The 15,626-nt window shown below is 52.7% G+C and carries 22 protein-coding genes; 15 read left to right on the forward strand and 7 right to left on the reverse strand.

All coding sequences use genetic code 11. The features are described from left to right. Nucleotides 1-5 precede the first annotated feature (5 nt). The 3 genes from GDA54_03155 to GDA54_03165 are packed head-to-tail and all read right to left on the reverse strand — an operon-like array spanning nt 6 to nt 2,520. Entirely contained in the window at nt 6-377 is a 372-nt protein-coding gene (locus GDA54_03155) for a CesT family type III secretion system chaperone (GenBank protein ID MBC6497303.1), read from the reverse strand. Beyond that, entirely contained in the window at nt 361-1,494 is a 1,134-nt protein-coding gene (gene sctW / locus GDA54_03160; protein MBC6497304.1) for a type III secretion system gatekeeper subunit SctW, read from the reverse strand. Before sctW ends, GDA54_03155 begins: the two co-directional genes overlap by 17 nt. A gap of 12 nt (nt 1,495-1,506) precedes the next feature. Beyond that, complete coding sequence (locus GDA54_03165; protein ID MBC6497305.1) at nt 1,507-2,520, reverse strand: hypothetical protein; 1,014 nt, start codon at nt 2,518-2,520, stop codon at nt 1,507-1,509. 181 nt (nt 2,521-2,701) lie between these two features. Here GDA54_03165 and GDA54_03170 point away from each other — a divergent pair, with 181 nt between their 5' ends. From GDA54_03170 to GDA54_03225, 12 genes are all read left to right on the forward strand, one after another. Further along, on the forward strand, nt 2,702-3,031 hold the full coding sequence (locus tag GDA54_03170) for a hypothetical protein (GenBank protein ID MBC6497306.1): 330 nt from the start codon (nt 2,702-2,704) through the stop codon (nt 3,029-3,031). Between the two features lie 20 nt (nt 3,032-3,051). After that, on the forward strand, nt 3,052-3,363 hold the full coding sequence (locus tag GDA54_03175) for a hypothetical protein (protein ID MBC6497307.1): 312 nt from the start codon (nt 3,052-3,054) through the stop codon (nt 3,361-3,363). A gap of 114 nt (nt 3,364-3,477) precedes the next feature. Continuing rightward, a complete protein-coding gene (locus GDA54_03180) occupies nt 3,478-4,065 on the forward strand; it encodes a hypothetical protein (protein MBC6497308.1) in 588 nt (195 codons plus the stop codon). A 20-nt stretch (nt 4,066-4,085) separates the two neighbouring features. After that, nucleotides 4,086-4,595 (forward strand): SycD/LcrH family type III secretion system chaperone, encoded by a 510-nt coding sequence (locus GDA54_03185; GenBank protein MBC6497309.1) that lies wholly within the window; start codon nt 4,086-4,088, stop codon nt 4,593-4,595. After that, a complete protein-coding gene (sctE, locus tag GDA54_03190) occupies nt 4,592-5,617 on the forward strand; it encodes a type III secretion system translocon subunit SctE (GenBank protein MBC6497310.1) in 1,026 nt (341 codons plus the stop codon). Before GDA54_03185 ends, sctE begins: the two co-directional genes overlap by 4 nt. 26 nt (nt 5,618-5,643) lie before the next feature. After that, nucleotides 5,644-6,456, forward strand: a complete 813-nt coding sequence (locus GDA54_03195; GenBank protein MBC6497311.1) for a hypothetical protein — start codon at nt 5,644-5,646, stop codon at nt 6,454-6,456. Between the two features lie 12 nt (nt 6,457-6,468). Continuing rightward, nucleotides 6,469-6,933 carry a hypothetical protein gene (locus GDA54_03200; protein MBC6497312.1) on the forward strand — a complete coding sequence of 155 codons (465 nt, stop codon included), beginning with the start codon at nt 6,469-6,471 and terminating at the stop codon, nt 6,931-6,933. After that, nucleotides 6,899-7,876 (forward strand): type III secretion inner membrane ring lipoprotein SctJ, encoded by a 978-nt coding sequence (gene sctJ, locus GDA54_03205; protein MBC6497313.1) that lies wholly within the window; start codon nt 6,899-6,901, stop codon nt 7,874-7,876. Before GDA54_03200 ends, sctJ begins: the two co-directional genes overlap by 35 nt. 13 nt (nt 7,877-7,889) lie before the next feature. Further along, a complete protein-coding gene (locus GDA54_03210) occupies nt 7,890-8,579 on the forward strand; it encodes a hypothetical protein (protein MBC6497314.1) in 690 nt (229 codons plus the stop codon). Further along, the gene (locus tag GDA54_03215) at nt 8,558-9,223 is read left to right on the forward strand and encodes an HrpE/YscL family type III secretion apparatus protein (protein MBC6497315.1); all 666 of its coding nucleotides are present in this window, start codon (nt 8,558-8,560) and stop codon (nt 9,221-9,223) included. The genes GDA54_03210 and GDA54_03215 overlap by 22 nt, the downstream gene beginning before the upstream one ends. Continuing rightward, entirely contained in the window at nt 9,216-10,541 is a 1,326-nt protein-coding gene (gene sctN / locus GDA54_03220) for a type III secretion system ATPase SctN (GenBank protein ID MBC6497316.1), read from the forward strand. The genes GDA54_03215 and sctN overlap by 8 nt, the downstream gene beginning before the upstream one ends. Nucleotides 10,542-10,548: 7 nt before the next feature. Next, entirely contained in the window at nt 10,549-11,067 is a 519-nt protein-coding gene (locus tag GDA54_03225; protein MBC6497317.1) for a YscO family type III secretion system apparatus protein, read from the forward strand. Between the two features lie 9 nt (nt 11,068-11,076). On the opposite strand, the gene GDA54_03230 is transcribed toward GDA54_03225, so the two are convergent. Continuing rightward, nucleotides 11,077-11,730, reverse strand: coding sequence for a hypothetical protein (locus GDA54_03230; protein ID MBC6497318.1), 654 nt, complete (start codon nt 11,728-11,730; stop codon nt 11,077-11,079). On the opposite strand from GDA54_03230, the gene GDA54_03235 reads away from it, so the two are divergent. Then, nucleotides 11,729-11,869 carry a hypothetical protein gene (locus GDA54_03235; protein ID MBC6497319.1) on the forward strand — a complete coding sequence of 47 codons (141 nt, stop codon included), beginning with the start codon at nt 11,729-11,731 and terminating at the stop codon, nt 11,867-11,869. The two genes, GDA54_03230 and GDA54_03235, sit on opposite strands and share 2 nt — an antisense overlap. Before the next feature lie 207 nt (nt 11,870-12,076). Beyond that, nucleotides 12,077-12,694 carry a hypothetical protein gene (locus GDA54_03240; protein MBC6497320.1) on the forward strand — a complete coding sequence of 206 codons (618 nt, stop codon included), beginning with the start codon at nt 12,077-12,079 and terminating at the stop codon, nt 12,692-12,694. On the opposite strand, the gene GDA54_03245 is transcribed toward GDA54_03240, so the two are convergent. The 3 genes from GDA54_03245 to GDA54_03255 all read right to left on the reverse strand — a co-directional run bounded on the left by GDA54_03245 (nt 12,687) and on the right by GDA54_03255 (nt 14,417). Further along, nucleotides 12,687-13,016, reverse strand: coding sequence for an STAS domain-containing protein (locus tag GDA54_03245; protein ID MBC6497321.1), 330 nt, complete (start codon nt 13,014-13,016; stop codon nt 12,687-12,689). The genes GDA54_03240 and GDA54_03245 overlap by 8 nt on opposite strands. Before the next feature lie 30 nt (nt 13,017-13,046). Beyond that, entirely contained in the window at nt 13,047-13,904 is an 858-nt protein-coding gene (locus tag GDA54_03250) for a sigma-70 family RNA polymerase sigma factor (protein MBC6497322.1), read from the reverse strand. Between the two features lie 192 nt (nt 13,905-14,096). Then, nucleotides 14,097-14,417: an integration host factor subunit beta gene (locus GDA54_03255; GenBank protein ID MBC6497323.1), complete on the reverse strand. Its 321-nt coding sequence runs from the start codon at nt 14,415-14,417 to the stop codon at nt 14,097-14,099. Between the two features lie 155 nt (nt 14,418-14,572). Between GDA54_03255 and GDA54_03260 the strand changes: the two genes are divergently transcribed. After that, entirely contained in the window at nt 14,573-15,595 is a 1,023-nt protein-coding gene (locus tag GDA54_03260) for a GTP-binding protein (GenBank protein MBC6497324.1), read from the forward strand. The last annotated feature ends 31 nt before the right edge of the window (nt 15,596-15,626 follow it).

The following is a 15,626-nucleotide window of genomic DNA, read 5'->3' on the forward strand; positions in this document are numbered from 1 at the left end:
GGTGGCTAGCCTTTAAAGGCTTGGGTCAGTTGCAAGAGCCTATCGATGGCTTGTTCGAAGAGGGATATGACGAATCGCTCTTCTTCTATACGGACAAGGGCGATATGGGTATGGTCTCTGATAAGGGCGATACTCATCTGGAAAGGCGCGCGGCGTTGAGGATGGCATTGGGCAAGGATATGGAGATACGTTTTCATGGCGATGTCGCGCGCCTCGATGCTCATAGAGAGCACAATATGTCCCGACTCGACGCGCTCGATGAACAGCTGCTTGTCTTCTTCTAACTGAAGAGAGAGCACGCCATCCTTTTCCATATCGAAAGGAGGCAATTGCGCCATACGGGCAAACTGATTGAGTGTATCATTCAAACCATTCATCTTCTTCTCTGGCGATAGCTTCGTCCTGTGCCTGTTTGACAATGTCGAGGAGGCGCGTGCGTTGTTCATGGTCGTGGTAGATTTTGTCTGGCATCTGTTCCAAGACTGAGCGGAATGTGCGTAGGAGATTGATTTCCTCTGTGGCTGTTTGTGCCTTCATGTCTTGGGCGATGGAGCGGATGGATGATGCGTCAGGCCAATCCTCTGAGGTGAAATGGAGGAGGCGATTCATCATGAAGGATGGGTCGATGGTCGCAAAGCGTTTCGACAGAGCCGCCATATGTTCGAGGGACTCCTTGCATGCCTCATGGAGTGTGACGAGGGTTTCTAAATGATAGAGGTCATCGATGATGGTTTTGAGGGCTTCGCCTTCGAGGGATGGTCCGTGGGCGTTGAGGTCGTCGCCTGCCGCTTTGATGAGGAATTGGGCATGTGTGTGAAGGTCTTGCGTGCCAAACTTCTCCACAAGGGTTTCATAGACATGCTTGAGGCCTTTATAGGCGAGGACGCTCTCCCGATAGTTGTTGCGTAAGGCGCTGAATCTGTCGGCGTCGCCTTGGGCGACATCGAGGGCTCTTTGGGTGATATTCACCCCGGCGCGCACTTCTGGTCCGTGCCGTTCGAGCAACTGGCCTTTGATATGGCGGATGCTGTTGCGCAACGACTCGTCTCCCCCTTGTTTTTTGAGTTCTTCTTCGAGGGCGTCTAAGGCGAGATAGCGGTCGCTCACATCGCCAAATTGTCGTTCGACCATGGCGGCGAGTGTCGCCATGGTTTTTCCTTTGAGGCTATTATGCTGGGCGAGGAGGTTTTGCACCTCTTTTTTCAGGTGGGGGTCTTTGATGGTCTTGAGGACTTCATTAGCGCCGTCTTTTTGCGTGACCTGTTGGTGCGCTGTCCCTTTTTGCTCTGTCTTTTTATGTTTGCGTTCGTGGGCGCGTTCACCGACAAAAATGCTTATTTCTTCGATGGCATCGGTCAAGAGAGATTGGACTTGTGGCACAATTTGTATGCGTTGTCCTCTGTACACGCCTTGTGTTTGTGCGGACTGGGCTGGTGCTTGTGTCCCCACATTGGCGTTACGGACGGCTGCGTCATGCTGAATGCGTTCTACCATCACTTTCTCGCCTTAGATACGTAGGGCATTCACCCAAGCGATCATTTGGCGATGGGCATGCGATTCCATCTGTGAAGAGATCTCCATATATTGGGTCATGTCATGGGTGAGTTTTGTCAATTGTCGTGTGGACTCTTGCATTTGGTTTTGACTATTTTCTAGGCGCGCCGTGACGTCTTCTTCGAACTGATCCCATAGTTTTTTATCGGCATTGCTCGCTGGGACGTTAAAGCCGTTGTCTTCGAACCATTGTCTTGTGTCATCGGGGATGTTGGTCGTTTTTGTTTCCACCTTGAGGTCGGCTTCTTTGATTCCCCAGACATATTTTGCTAAGTCATAGGCGTTGACGGTGACATAGTCTTCGCCCAATTCATGGAGGGGGAATGTCGCATCTTTATTGAGGCCGACTGAGGCTTCAATATCAAAGCCAACCGCTTTAGCGCGGGCGAGGAGGTCTTTGTTGATGATGACAGCATCGGTAGGGTCGATATTAAACAATTTGCGTCCGAATTGGTCTTTTGGATATTTATGTCTGTTGGGGTCATAATCCCACCACCCCAGAGCCCACCAGTTATGTTCATTGGTCGAGAGTTGTTTCAGGTTTTTTTCATTGTATCCGTCGCTTCTCAAGTGTGAGATGATGTGATGTCCCGATGGCGATGCCTTGAGTTCTTCGATGATTTGGGCGGCTGTTGTCTTTTTCGCGCCGACACGTGCGGCATGGAGTTCGTCCAATTTACCGGCAAGGGTTTCTGATTGGACTTCGAGATTGCCTTGTTCTTGGGCGACGCTACTAATGTATTGCTGTATCTGTTGGGCGCGCGTCATCATGAGGAAGACAATCATGTGTTGTGGGTCCATCTCGTTGAGGATACGGTCGGCTTCGGCTTGCTCGCGCACTTTTTTGAGTCTTGTGTTTTCTGTTTGCGCCCATTTCTGTGACGCTTTGACTTGTTGCAAGGTCGTATCGACGAAGGATGTATCGATATGGTGGACGTTGATTTTAAAGGACGGGATGAGGGGCATGGGACATGTTTCCTGTATGGTGATAGCGAGTCAGTGTGTCTCTTGTATGTGGCGGGATAGGGTGTTGTGTCACAAATAAAGAGACGTTTTATGGTGTTCTGTCACAGAAAGGGACGACATCGTGTCAAAGACCTCTGATGGGCGATGTCTGTTGATTTTTTGATGACAAAGGGAGGACGGCATGACGAAAGAGACAAGAGACCAGACGGGGGGCTCTATCACCCACCTTCACGCGGCGTTGCTTAAGGCACAGAACAGCCTTTCCTCGCATGCTCAGAGGATTGCGCAATGGGACAAGGAGTCTGGTGATGTGCCTCGCCTCATGGAAGAACAATCATTTCCTCCCCCTTTGTTGGAATTTATCGAAGAGAAGATACGTGAATTCATCAAGGAGCGGCAAGGCGACCTTGACATCGCCATCGATAAGGGGCGTGAGAAGGCTGGTCTGCCCTTACGGCGTCATGGCGTGCGTTCAGCGCGGAGGACGCATCGAGGCATCATCAACGTCTAATCATAGGAGGAAGAGCATTGATGGCACATTCATCCCATACCATGTCAAACAAAGAGATTGTCCAAGCCCATAGGCAGGCTCGTAAGGGATTAAAACACTCTCTCTCGACGTTATTTGCTTCTCTTCCTTTCGCGCCTGAGAAGGTCGCCCTCTTGGTGAAGAGTGGTGCGTTGGACGACCATCATATGATGGCATCGGCACAACGCCGTTTTCGCCAGATGGACCAAGTGCTTGCGCGCGGCGGCAAGCTCAGCGATATGGAGACGCAAGACAGCGCCCCGCGCGCCGCGCGCCCTCAACATGGGGCGCGCAGGCACAAAATCAACGTATGAAGACATGCGTTGGGGAACAACATGGCGAGAAGTGACACGAATGAGAGAGCATCTCTATGACATGGTTGCCCATCACCTATCTTTTGTTTCGCTGTTCAGGAGGAAGAAAGACCCATGACCGAAAGTTCTCAGATTAGTCACGCATCGGCATTGACCCATGCCAGTGCTGTTGCAGCTCAAGGGACATCAGACGAGAAGCCACGCCTGACCATCACGAGAGTGGACCAACCAGACGGTACGTATCTCTTTAAGACGAGTGACGGGCACACATTTTCCATCGATGAATTGTTGTTTTATGTTCAGTCTAAGATAGCCCGTTATTTTCAGAACAGGTTGCAAGCGAAGAACGAGAAGCTCAAAGAGCAGATACAGGAGCATAACAAGCTCACAGACCTTTTATCTGTGATGCAGACAAACCGTCCCCATGGCGGTTCGAAGCTCCTTCCCAACGAGGTTGCGATTTGGATGAAAGGTAACGGCCTCGATGTTCCCACAAATCAGGGCATTGATAAGGCGCGGTGGGACGAGATCATAGAGACTCTTAAGGGGAAGTTGGACAGCATGAATTCGACAAACCAGACAGACACCATCGAGACAGAGAGTCTCACGAAGTTGTTGGATGAAAGCAACGAGTTTCTTGCCAATGTGGAGAACATTTTGGCGAAGGCCATCTCGACGATTATCAGTAATCTTCGAGCCTAACACGAACAGGAGCGTCGACCATGACAAAGAAGAGCGTAGTGCCACCGACGTCGGTGGAGACCAATGCGGAGCAGATAGCGGAATCGAGGAAGATTGCCGAGGACATCGTGCGCGGCGCCACGTTGGCGACGATGCGCGGTATCGACCAGAAGAGTTTGGATGCTCTCTATGCCCTTGCCTATAACGACTATAATGCGGGGCAGTATAAGCAAGCGGAGACATTATTCCGTTTTTTATGCCTGTATGACCATTTAGACAAGCGTTTTTGGAAGGGGTTGGCAGCATCCTTGCAGAATCAAGGAAAGTATGCCGAAGCCGCCGCTGTTTATGGTCATCAAGCCATTCTCGATGTGGATGATCCAGAACCGCCCTTTCAGGCGTCCTTCTGTTTTTTAGCGGACAAGCGCTATGGCGAGGCGCGTAAAGCTCTGGAGGCTGTTGTTGCCATTGGTGAGGAGAATCCCGTTCATGCGTCCTATGTCTCGAAGGCACAAGACCTTCTTCATTCTTTGGAGAGGCAGAAAGCATGACGGGCGTGCCTATTTCGACGTCATCCTCGCCAAAAAATCCACCAGCTGTTTCGCCACAGGGCGCTTCTCATTCCCATGGCGTAAACACGCGTCCTGTGGCGTCTTCGAAGGCTGTGGTGACGATCGAATCGGCTGATGCGCATGGCGGTGGTCTGTCGCGTGATGTGTCGCAATTTTTTGACCTTGTGGCGTTAGAGGGGCCGAATATCTCGACTGAGGACATCATTTCGTCTCTTCGCGCTTTACGCCAGAACTTGTCGCAGAGTCGGGCGCGTTCGGAAAAGAGGAGTATTGGTATCCGTCAGCAGCAATTGGACGACCGTCACGAGAAGAATAAAGAGGCGATTCGCGCGATGGCGGCAAAATTGCGTAAGGCGAGTAAGAAGGGTCTTGCGGGGAAAATTCTTGGGTGGATAGGGGCGAGCGTCACGCTGATCGCGGCGACAATTGCCACGGTTGTGACGGCAGGGGCGACGGCGCCTCTGTTAGCGATGGCGATTGTTGGCATGGGCATGATGGTGCTTCAAGAGACGGGGGCGATGGATAAGATGGTCGAGGGGTTAGGGAAGGGGCTCAGTGAAATGTTGAAGGGGATGGGTGTGGATGCCGAGAAGGCAAAGGAGATCGGGGGTTATTTGGCGGTTGCCGTTGTTGCTGTCGCTTTGATTACGGCGAATATCATCGCCGCCGCGGCATCGGGTGGCACGGCAAGTGGCGAATTGGCGACGACAGTCCTCGAAGTCACGCGCCTTGTGCAACAGGTCATGGAGGCGTCCACATTGGCGGCTCAGGGGGGTGTTGATATTGCGGCGGGTGTCGATAGGAAGGACGCGGCTGATGCCAGAGCGGAACAAGCAGGCATACAGGCGTCGTTGCGGGAGATAGGCCATGCGCAGGATGTGAGCGGGGATGACCTCAAACGTATTTCGCAATTCATTCAGAAGATTGACGAGGCTATCGCCAAAATTCTTGCCGAGATTTCCAGCGGGCAAGATAAATTGATACAAAAGATGACCGTTTAGTCACATAGGAGAAGGAGGAACAGACCATGACGAACCATGTTGCACCAACAGGCCCTTCCGTGGGCGTCCATCCACAGCGTGTGAGTGACCAACCAGCCCATGGGTTGTCAAAGACATCAAAAGCGCACGAGGCTGGGCGCGCCCTCAGCATCGAGCGCGCGCCGCAAGGGGCGAGCATGCCGTCCACAGCGCCATCTGTGGGGGGAACGATTGCCTTACAAACGCCGCCTAAGACGTCTCTCAGCAATCCGGCGGTTTTTGCGCCCGTCAAGACGGCTGCTGAATATGCGATTTTTGATATATTGGCGCTCGCCAAGTTGCTCATAGAGCTAGACCAGAAGAACTACGAGTCTGATAGGACGATGCGTCAGCAAGAGATTAATTCTCAAGTGGCGTTGCTGAAGAAGAAGGCGAAATCCATCAAGAAGGAAGGCGCGACGGCGCTCATCACGGCGGCTGTGAAAGGGGGGATGGAGATAGGGGCAGCGGGGGTTAAGTTTGGCGGGAGCGTCAAAGGCGCGAGTGCGTTGCGTAATAACCAGAACATGGATATACAGGCGCGTTCGGCGAGCTCTCAGGCCATTCAGATGCGTTGGGGGGCGATGAGCGAAACCGTGAGTTCATCGGGGACATTCTCGACCGCCAGCGGCGAGTATGTCCAAAAGACCGAGCAATCCAAGCAGACGACAGACGATGCAGAAGCGCAAAGGGCGTCGTCCTATGTCTCTATTCTTGGCGACGATATGCAACGTTTTTATAGTTCTCTCCAATCGATTATGAGCACGTTGCAAGAGATTTTGCGCACCAACAGCGACTCTCGAAAGAAGAGCTATTTCTAAAGGAGAAAGACCATGACACAAACACAGGCACAAACACAGGCGCGGGCACAGGCACAGGCAGAACGGGGCGCGCTCGATACCCAAACAAAGGCCAACGCGCGTCAGCGTCCGTCTCAGGACAATGTCTTGCGCTTGCTGGGCGAGGTTGGCATGATGGCGGCAGGGTGGGGCATGCAGGATAAGGCCAATGCCATTTTTGATGCTGTTGCCGTCTTAAGGCCAAAGAGCGATGTTCCCCATATCGGCAAGGCTTTGGCCTTAGCGAGCAGTGGTCATCTCCAAGAGTGTCTCTCTTACCTAGAGAAGACGGTGCTTCCGATTCATGGCAAGAGTGAGGGCGTGTTATGCGTCTATGCTCTTGGGCTCGCCTTAGCTGGCAAACGGGCGCAATCGCAGAAGATTGTGGACCGCATTCTCGAGGAGGGGCAGGAGTCATGGGCGCGTGGCATGGCGCACGCCTTGCAAGAACCCCAATGATGTGTGGCGCGAGCGTGAGAAGGCCGCCATCGTTGCGCAGATGACCATTCCCATTCCCTCACCGCCTCCCATCATACGTCCGCCCCCTATCCCCGTCCCGCCGCCACCGCCAGCCAAGACATCGTGGGTTCATAGGGTAGGGCAGAGGCTCGGGGTTGCCATGACGTATGTGCTGACGTGTTTGGCGTTGGCGTCATGCAATGTGGCGCTCTATTCGTCTTTGCCTGAGCAGGATATTAACGAGATGCTGGCCATTCTCTTGTCCAATGGGATCGATGCCAAGAAGCGTCCGGTTAAGGATAATCTCTATACGTTGGAGGTGGCAGAGCGTTTCATCGAGCCATCGATTATTTTATTGCAAAATCATGGGTATCCACGAGAAGTCTTTAGCGGTGTGGGCGATGTTTTTAAGCAAGAGAGTCGCATTGCTTCTCAGTTGGAGCAACAAGCGCGTCTCAACTATGCGTTGACTCAAGATTTGTCGCATACGCTGTCCGAGATTGATGGTGTGTTGTCGGCGCGTGTCCATGTGCCGATCACGCCCCATGATGGTTTGACGGCGGGCAAGGATGGCGTTGAGGGAGGGCATAGCGCGGCGGCGTTCATACGCTATGACGACCGCTATGACCTCGAGAGTCTTGTTCCGCACATTAAGGGATTGCTGGCGCGAGGGCTTCATGATGTCCAATATCGCAATATCTCTGTGGTGCTTGTTCCCATTGCGCCTGCGCCTATTGTTGTCTCGAAAGAGTCTACGCTCTTGTCTGGATGGTTTCAGGGTTTGTTTGGAGAGGGGGACGACTCGGCGCGTCATGGGGAAAAGGCCATGTCGATGGCGCTGGTTGCTCTCATCATCGCGTGTGTGCTTGTGCTGTCCATAGGGCTCAACGTGATGTTATGGCGTCGTTCCCGTGTGGCGTCACCGCAAAGTGAGGGTTCATAAGGACGTGAGACACATGACAGAGGAGAGAAGAGCACAGCCAGCGCGTCCCTATCGTTGGGCGTCCCATGTCATGCGTTTCAACCTCATGACGACAACATCCCATGTGAAGAGGAAAGGGACGGCATGTTTGCTTGACCATATTCGTCATTCTTCTGGTCGGGCGCATGTGGGGCGCTGGTTGCGAGAGAAGCATCAGCTGGAGGGTGTGTGGTGGTTTGGCGAGCCTCAAGGAGGGGCGGGCAGGATGAGCTTCTTATGGTCTCTTCCCCGTGAGAAAAGAGAGCAAGCCTTTCTCTTCATAGGCCTTGCCTTGCGCGCCTATAAGGTGCGTCATATTGTCAGCAAACAGGCGCTCCACAAGATGAGAGACGAGATAGGCGACACAGCCTACCATTTTCTTGTCAGGCGCGCCGTGTTGCTGGCGCCACAGCTGACGGACAGGGCGTCTCAGGATGATGACACATCATGGTGTGTCCGTGAAGATTTACAAGCATTAGGGCGTGGCTTTTTCCAGCGTCACGTGCCAATCCATAGGTCGGTCTCGCGTCGTTTGTCTTTTTCACTTCCCTCGACGATAGCGCCTATGGCCAACGAACAAAAGACGTCACCTTATGACGATATGGGCGTCATCAATGAACCGCTTTCTTTCATGCGGCGTGTTTTTCAACAAGCAGGCACACCATGGCACTGGCTTTACGTTTAGATAAGACATGGCGGTTGGCGCCTGAATGCCAGCATATAGACCACAAGAGTTACCAAAGCTTGTGTGATGCTCAACAAGTTGTGGAAGAGGCACGTAACATAGCCAATGCCACGTTACGTGAGGCGGACGCCATCTATGAACAGAAGAAGCGAGAAGGTTTTGAGGAAGGGAAGAAGGAGTCTCAGCGTCATGCGGCCATGCAGATGTTTTCTTCTGTGTCGCGCACCATCGACTATATGACAAAGACGGAAGGGCGTATGATTGATGTTGTCATGCAAGCCCTCACGAAGATTTTGCATACCCTTCCCGAGCGTGATGTCGTGACGTCGATCGTGCGGAGTTGCCTTGCCCATGCGCAAGGCCAGCAGCGTATGGTGTTGCGCGTCCATCATGGTCAGGCGTCTCTTGTGAAGGAGGCATTGCAACAGGCGTTACGAGGGCGTTCCCTCAGTCACTATATCGAGGTAGAGGCTGTGAGCGATTTACCGAAGGGGAGTGCGATTCTCGAGAGTGAGATAGGCGTTGTGGATGCCAGTCTCGATGTGCAACTTGACGCCGTTCGCCAGGCGTTGCAGGGTTCGCTGACAGTGCCATCGGTGTCAGCCCATGCGGGCGAGCAAGAGGAGGATGGAGAGCATGCGTGAGGGTTTTGATTATATTACCGATGTGATGGACCAAGCCGTCCATGGGGTGTCGACGGTCTCTATGCGTGGGCGCGTCACGCAAGCGGTGGGGACGATCATCAAGGCGTTAGCGCCTTCTGTGGAGATAGGGGAATTATGCCATTTGAGCAACCCGGGTGACGATTATATGTTGCCAGCGGAGGTTGTGGGCTTTGAGGGGCGGGAGGCGTTGCTCACGCCTTTAGGGGAGATGATAGGCATTTCGGCGGTCACGGAGGTTATTCCCACGGGCAAGGCGCATCATGTGTTGGTGGGGGATGGTTTGCGCGGGCGTATTTTTGACGGCATGGGACATCCTTTGGACGGCAAGCCAAAGATTGAGGGACATACATATTATTCTGTGTATAACGATGCGCCGGCGCCCTTATCGCGTCGTATTATCGGTCAGCCTCTTCCGATGGGTGTGCGCGCTCTTGATGGTTTGCTCACGTGCGGTGAGGGTCAGCGTTTGGGGATTTTTGCGGCTGCTGGCGGTGGCAAGAGCAGTTTGCTTTCGATGTTGGTGAAGGGGACGAAGGCGGACATCACGGTGCTGGCGCTCATAGGCGAGCGCGGGCGAGAGGTGCGCGAGTTCATCGAGCGGGATTTAGGCGAGGAAGGGATGAAGCGTTCGGTGGTTGTTGTGGCGACATCGGACAAATCGTCTATGGAGCGCGCCAAGGCGGCGTTTGTGGCGACGGCGATGGCGGAGTATTTTCGTGATAGGGGTTTGAAGGTTCTTTTGCTGATGGATTCGGTGACGCGCTTTGCCCGAGCACAGCGTGAGATAGGCTTAGCGGCGGGTGAGCCTCCTACAAGGCGTGGTTTTCCGCCTTCTGTTTTTGCCACCCTTCCTCGTCTTATGGAACGTACAGGCATGAGTGACAAAGGCTCGATCACGGCGCTCTACACGGTCTTAGTGGAAGGCGATGACATGACAGAGCCCGTTGCCGATGAGACTCGCTCTATTCTTGACGGGCATATCATCCTGTCGCGTGAATTGGCGCAAAAGACGCATTATCCCGCCATTGACATCCTTGCCAGTGCCAGCCGTGTCATGAATGCGGTTGTCACGTCCGACCATCTCTCCCATGCCGCGCAGATACGGACATGGATGGCGCACTATCAAGAGGTGGAATTGCTCTTACGTATAGGAGAGTATAAGAGCGGAAACGATGAGGAGACGGACAAGGCGATCGCCAAACATAAAGAGATTGTGGCGTTCTTGCGTCAAGGCATGGATGATGTGACGCCTTATGAGGATGTCGTCTCACAGATGGCGTCTATTGCCAGCAGCTAAGGGGCTGATGGCTCTTTGGCGGTTGTGTATCGTGGCATTATTGCGCACCCTTCTCTCTTTACGCGAAAGGCGTTTGATGAAGGCACAAGCGGCATTGCGTAAGGCACAACATGCCCATGACCGCGCCGTGCAGCATTGGCTTAAGTGTCGTGAGGCATTGCTCTTGTGGCGTCGCGCCTTGCCAGAGAAAGAGAACAAGCTCTTTTTGCAGTTGCAGGACAAAGATGATGTGAAACGGAGCGACGTGGAGGCGATGCGTATTGATATTGGCAATTTACGCGCCCATGAGAATCGCCTCGATGAAGAGTCGCGCCAAGCCGACCATGAAAGGAAAAAGACACAAACCGACCTCTTGGCATGCCAAGAGACGTATCAGCAAGCGCAGAAAGACATGGAGAAGCTGAAGGAGGCGGATAGAGACCTCAGCAAGCGTGAGCGCCTCTGGGCGGAGCGTATGGAGGATGATGTGGTGGATGAGCTGTCCACATCGAGGCATATCGCGCGCTCTTCCCGTCGCTTTTCGTGAGAGGGTTTGTTAGAAGCGGAGTGTTTGGCTCACAATGATCGAGAAACGATTGTCGATGTCATAGAGGGAATCGCTGTCGCCATAGTCGTTAAAAGAGACTTCGAGGGCTGTGGCGCGTCGAGCCTTTGGGGTATTGGGGATAGCGATGCCGATGCTTGCGTGGAGTCCTGTGAAGAATTCGGAGTCGAGGGTATCTTCGTCTGTGATGATGGTATCACGGACTTTATCTCTAGAGGTGCGTTCGAGGTTGCGTGCGGCATAGGTATAGCCCCATCCAATCCGTCCAAAGAGGCGGACACCATGAGGCAGTTGGTAGCCTAGGGCGCCGGCGATGGCGCCTGAGAATTCGGATTCGAATTCGAGACATTGTTCTGTGATACGGGCGGCGGTTTCTATATGGAGACATGACTCATCGAATCCCATGGTATCCCACTCGATATGGGTATGGATGGCGATATAGGTGCGTTGGTGAAGGAATCGCTCTGCGCCCAGATGAACGCCGATGGTGAAAGCGCCTTCTCTGACGCGTTCATTGTCCGAGCCATAATGGGCGTACCCCAGAAATCCCCCAGCATAGCCACGTATATCAAGGGGTTGAGGAAAGCGGTAAGGCTGTGGCGCCGCATCAACAGGGGACGCAAGGATAGAGGAGGCGACCACCATGCCCCAGAACAAGAGTGCCGTGACGATGGTTCTTGATACGCTGTTCTGCACGGGGATACCCCTGTTTTATGTCTATCGTGCGCACCCCCCATGCCCTATTGTTCCATCCAGCGTACGATACCCCATGGACGAGATATAGGCAAGGCCTATGATGTCATTCTACGCCTTGCCTCATCTCTTTAACACGCGCTCCGCTCATTCACGCCCTGCTTTTTGAGCATTGAGCTTTCTCTGCCCAGCCTCAAAAGTAATGGGAATACCTATCATCTCTTGCTCTCTTTCCCATTCCCGTGCCAGTCCATCCGTAGCACGCGTGCCCTGTTTGTGCAAATGTATATTCTGCTCCTTGAAGAAGAGGGGCACAGACCGCACCCAAAAAGCCAGTAAGGACACCTTCACGGGAAGGGTTGCCGAAGAGACCCTCATGTATCTATTGGACTCCTACTTTAGGTTTAACAAGCTCGATGTTCATATTTATGATGCCAGCAAACATAGGAAGGATGTGAACATATTCAAAATTGTGAAGAAGAATTACGGCGATGAAAAGCAATTTGACATTGATATTGTCGTCAAAAACGTGAGGAAGGAGGATAAAAAATACTTCCTCATATCATGTAAGGGGAGTGCCAGGGAAGGGATAGGGCAATATCTGTCGAATCTTTTCTTAATGGATGACCGATTGATAAAGGCAAAATACAGGGATAGCTATTATTTGGAATTCGCACGGAAGGGGGTGAAAATCAAATATGCCTTTGTTTGTTATGATTGGGGCAAAACGAAAGACTTCCTAAAATACACGAAAACAGGGAAGGAAAGGGAGACGTTGAAAAGCACAGAGATTCTCCTTATCAATGACGAGAATTACATCAGTGGTGGGATTGCTGTGCTTAACAATCATGAAAACCTTGATGGTGTTGTCAATTTTGGCACATTGGCGGCGAGAATCGCCCAGTTTCTCAACTGACAGCTTTGAGGGCGGATTGTGTGTTGTCTTCATAGTGGAAGAGGGCGTCTAAGCCAGCCACGCGAAAGACGTCACGCACCTCAGCATTGATGGCACAAAGGATGAATTGTTTGGGGGTTGTCCCTTTCTGTTGTGCCATGAGGAGGACGCGCAAGCCCGCACTCGTGATGAATGGCATCGCATGGCCATCTAAGATGACGGCATCGGCATCCTCGAAGAGCGGAAGCAACTGCTCTTGTAAGTCTTGGGCGTTATGGGAGTCGACGCTGTCTTGTGGCGCAACGACTACAGTGCGGCCATGGGGTGTGATGGTGATGTCCATAAAATGATATGTGATGATACGTTCTATGGGTTATGACCGAGCGATGATGGAGCTTGTGCGGGCATGGAGGGGGGCGGTATGTCCCGCCTCATGACCTTGTGGTGTGGGGGCGCGGTATGGGCGCACCGAACGTTGGAATGTGCGCGCTGCCTCAGTGGCGTGCGTCGAGACGTCATGCTGTTTGGGGGAACGAAGGCGCTTATAGAGCGCGCTCTCTTTGCGTCTCATGAGAGAGACGCCACTCTCTAACGATTTGCTGTTCATTTTGCGTTTGAGCTGGGAACGGGCTCTCGACAGGCGCGAACGCACCGTGCCAACGGAAATCCCCAACTGCGTGCTAATATCCTCGTAGGAATGTTCTTCCACGACCATCTTGAGGACGGAACGCAATTTATGGGGAAGGCTATCGATGGAGAGATCGACTTGGCTGATATGTTCCTTATTCTCGGTGTCTTGCTCGGGCGTATTCTCTTTTGACGGCGTGTTGATAAGAATATCCGTATCGACGAATTGGTAGCGAAAACTGGGAGAGCGGTGAACATAGTTGCGTATGATGTTGCGGGCAATGCCGAAGAGCCATGTAGAGGGCGCGGAGTCGCCACGAAATTTATGGTAGGCGCGCGTCGCCTCCACACACGTGCTCTGAAATAAATCCTCTGTAAAGTCAGGATATTTGATATTGCGGGCAATAAAATGGTGCAATTTATCCTTATTCTTGGCGATGAGCTTCTCTAACTCAACGATGTTTTTGATGGGCGCATGGAGGGGGGGTGTTTGGGGCGATGTGCCGTTGTGAGGAGAGGCATAATGGGCGGTGGTGTGAGACGTGGTATGAGACGTGGTGTGAGACGTGGTGACGGGCGGGCTATGGGGTATCTCTTGCGACATGGTCTTTTTCTCCTCGTTGGGACTCGGTTATTCAACGTTCATCCACAGATTTATCCACAGATGGATATATGATATGTTCCCTATGGCACGAGAAGGCAAAGCAATATAGGTTGAGAGAGGGTTAATATCCTGTTATGGTATGGCGCATGGCGTAAAAACGGGTGTTTTTTGCTCCATAATGGACGAAATCGTCTATGGTGTCTCTTTGTCGTCGTTGAGACGTTGGAGCAAGGCGTGGCTCATGCGGAAGCGGACGGAGCGTTTTGGCGCTACGGGGACGGTTTCTCCGGTTTTAGGGTTGCGTCCGATACGCGCTTTTTGCTGTTTGGTGTAGAGGGTGCCAAATCCACGAATTTCCATGTGCCTTCCTTGTTCTAGGGCGTCTGCGATATGGTCGAAAATATGGTCTAGGTATATGCTTGTTTTTTTGCGGGTAAATCTTTTCCCGTCTTTCTTTTTATGGCGCCGATAGAGTTCCTCGATGATGTCGGATTTTTTTATCGATGTCGTCATGAGAGGGGCGGGGGCGGGGTGGGGTATGATGGGCGTCGTGTGAGAGGAGGGCTCATGTCACGGCTGAGCATGGTGCGTGACGGGAGTGTGTGGTAGGATAAGACATGGGGTTATCTTATGGCAATCATCTTATGTTTTTAGAGGCGTGATGACGTATGGAGAAGAGGTCGGTTACGGTTATCAGTGGTTTTTTGGGGGCGGGCAAGACGAGTATCATACGTCACTGGCTTCAGACGTCGCCAGAGCCTTTTGCGTTGCTTATCAACGAGTTTGGCGCATGCGATGTGGATGGTGAGATTTTACGTTCTTCTCAAAAGACGAACGGGCGTGACGCCTATCCTATTATCACGTTAGACAATGGGTGTCTTTGTTGCACGGTGGCACAGGATTTTTTGCCAGCGATGGCAACATTGGCGGGCATGGCGCATGCGCCTCACCATATCGTTATCGAGACATCTGGTCTCTCTCTTCCTCAGCCCCTCATCGATGCCTTTTACTGGGAGGCTATACGTTCGCGTTTTGTGATGAATGGGTTCATCACCGTCATCGATGCCCCAGCCTATCAGCGCGGTTCTTTTGCTGACAACCCTCAACAGGTAGAAGAGCAAAGGAATGCCATAGGCTCACGCCATGCGACCCCTATCGAGACCCTCATGCAAGACCAATGTGATGCGGCGGATATGGTGCTTATCAATAAGGCAGACCTCCTCACCATGCAGGAGTACACGCCATTGGAGGCGATGGTGAGAGAGCGTCTGGGGAGGGATCTGCCGATCATTCGTTGTTGTCATGCGCGTTGTCCTTGGCATGTGGCGTTAGGAGAACGCCATGCCATGCGCACCCAGCATACGATATCACCTAAAGACGCCCATGCGCATGGCGACCATCATGACCATGACCATGATGCTTTCCGTAGTATTGTGTGCTCTTTACCTGTCATGGCCAGTGAAGACCAAGCATTAACCCATGCCCGTGACGTGTTATGTCGTTCTGATGTCTATCGGGTTAAGGGTTTCATGGCGGTGGAGGCAAAGGCGAGGCGTCTTGTGGTGCAAGGCGTTGGCGACAGGCTAGAGCACTATTATGACCGCCCTTGGCGCGAGGACGAGGACCGCCTCTCTTCCCTTGTCGTCATAGGGGGGCGTTCCCTCAGTGAGTCTCTCTGTGGCGGGGGATGATGAAGGGGTTCATGATGCTGGTGGCGTAGGA

It is taken from the genome of Alphaproteobacteria bacterium GM7ARS4 (assembly GCA_014332745.1).
Classification (GTDB): Bacteria; Pseudomonadota; Alphaproteobacteria; order GM7ARS4; family GM7ARS4; genus GM7ARS4.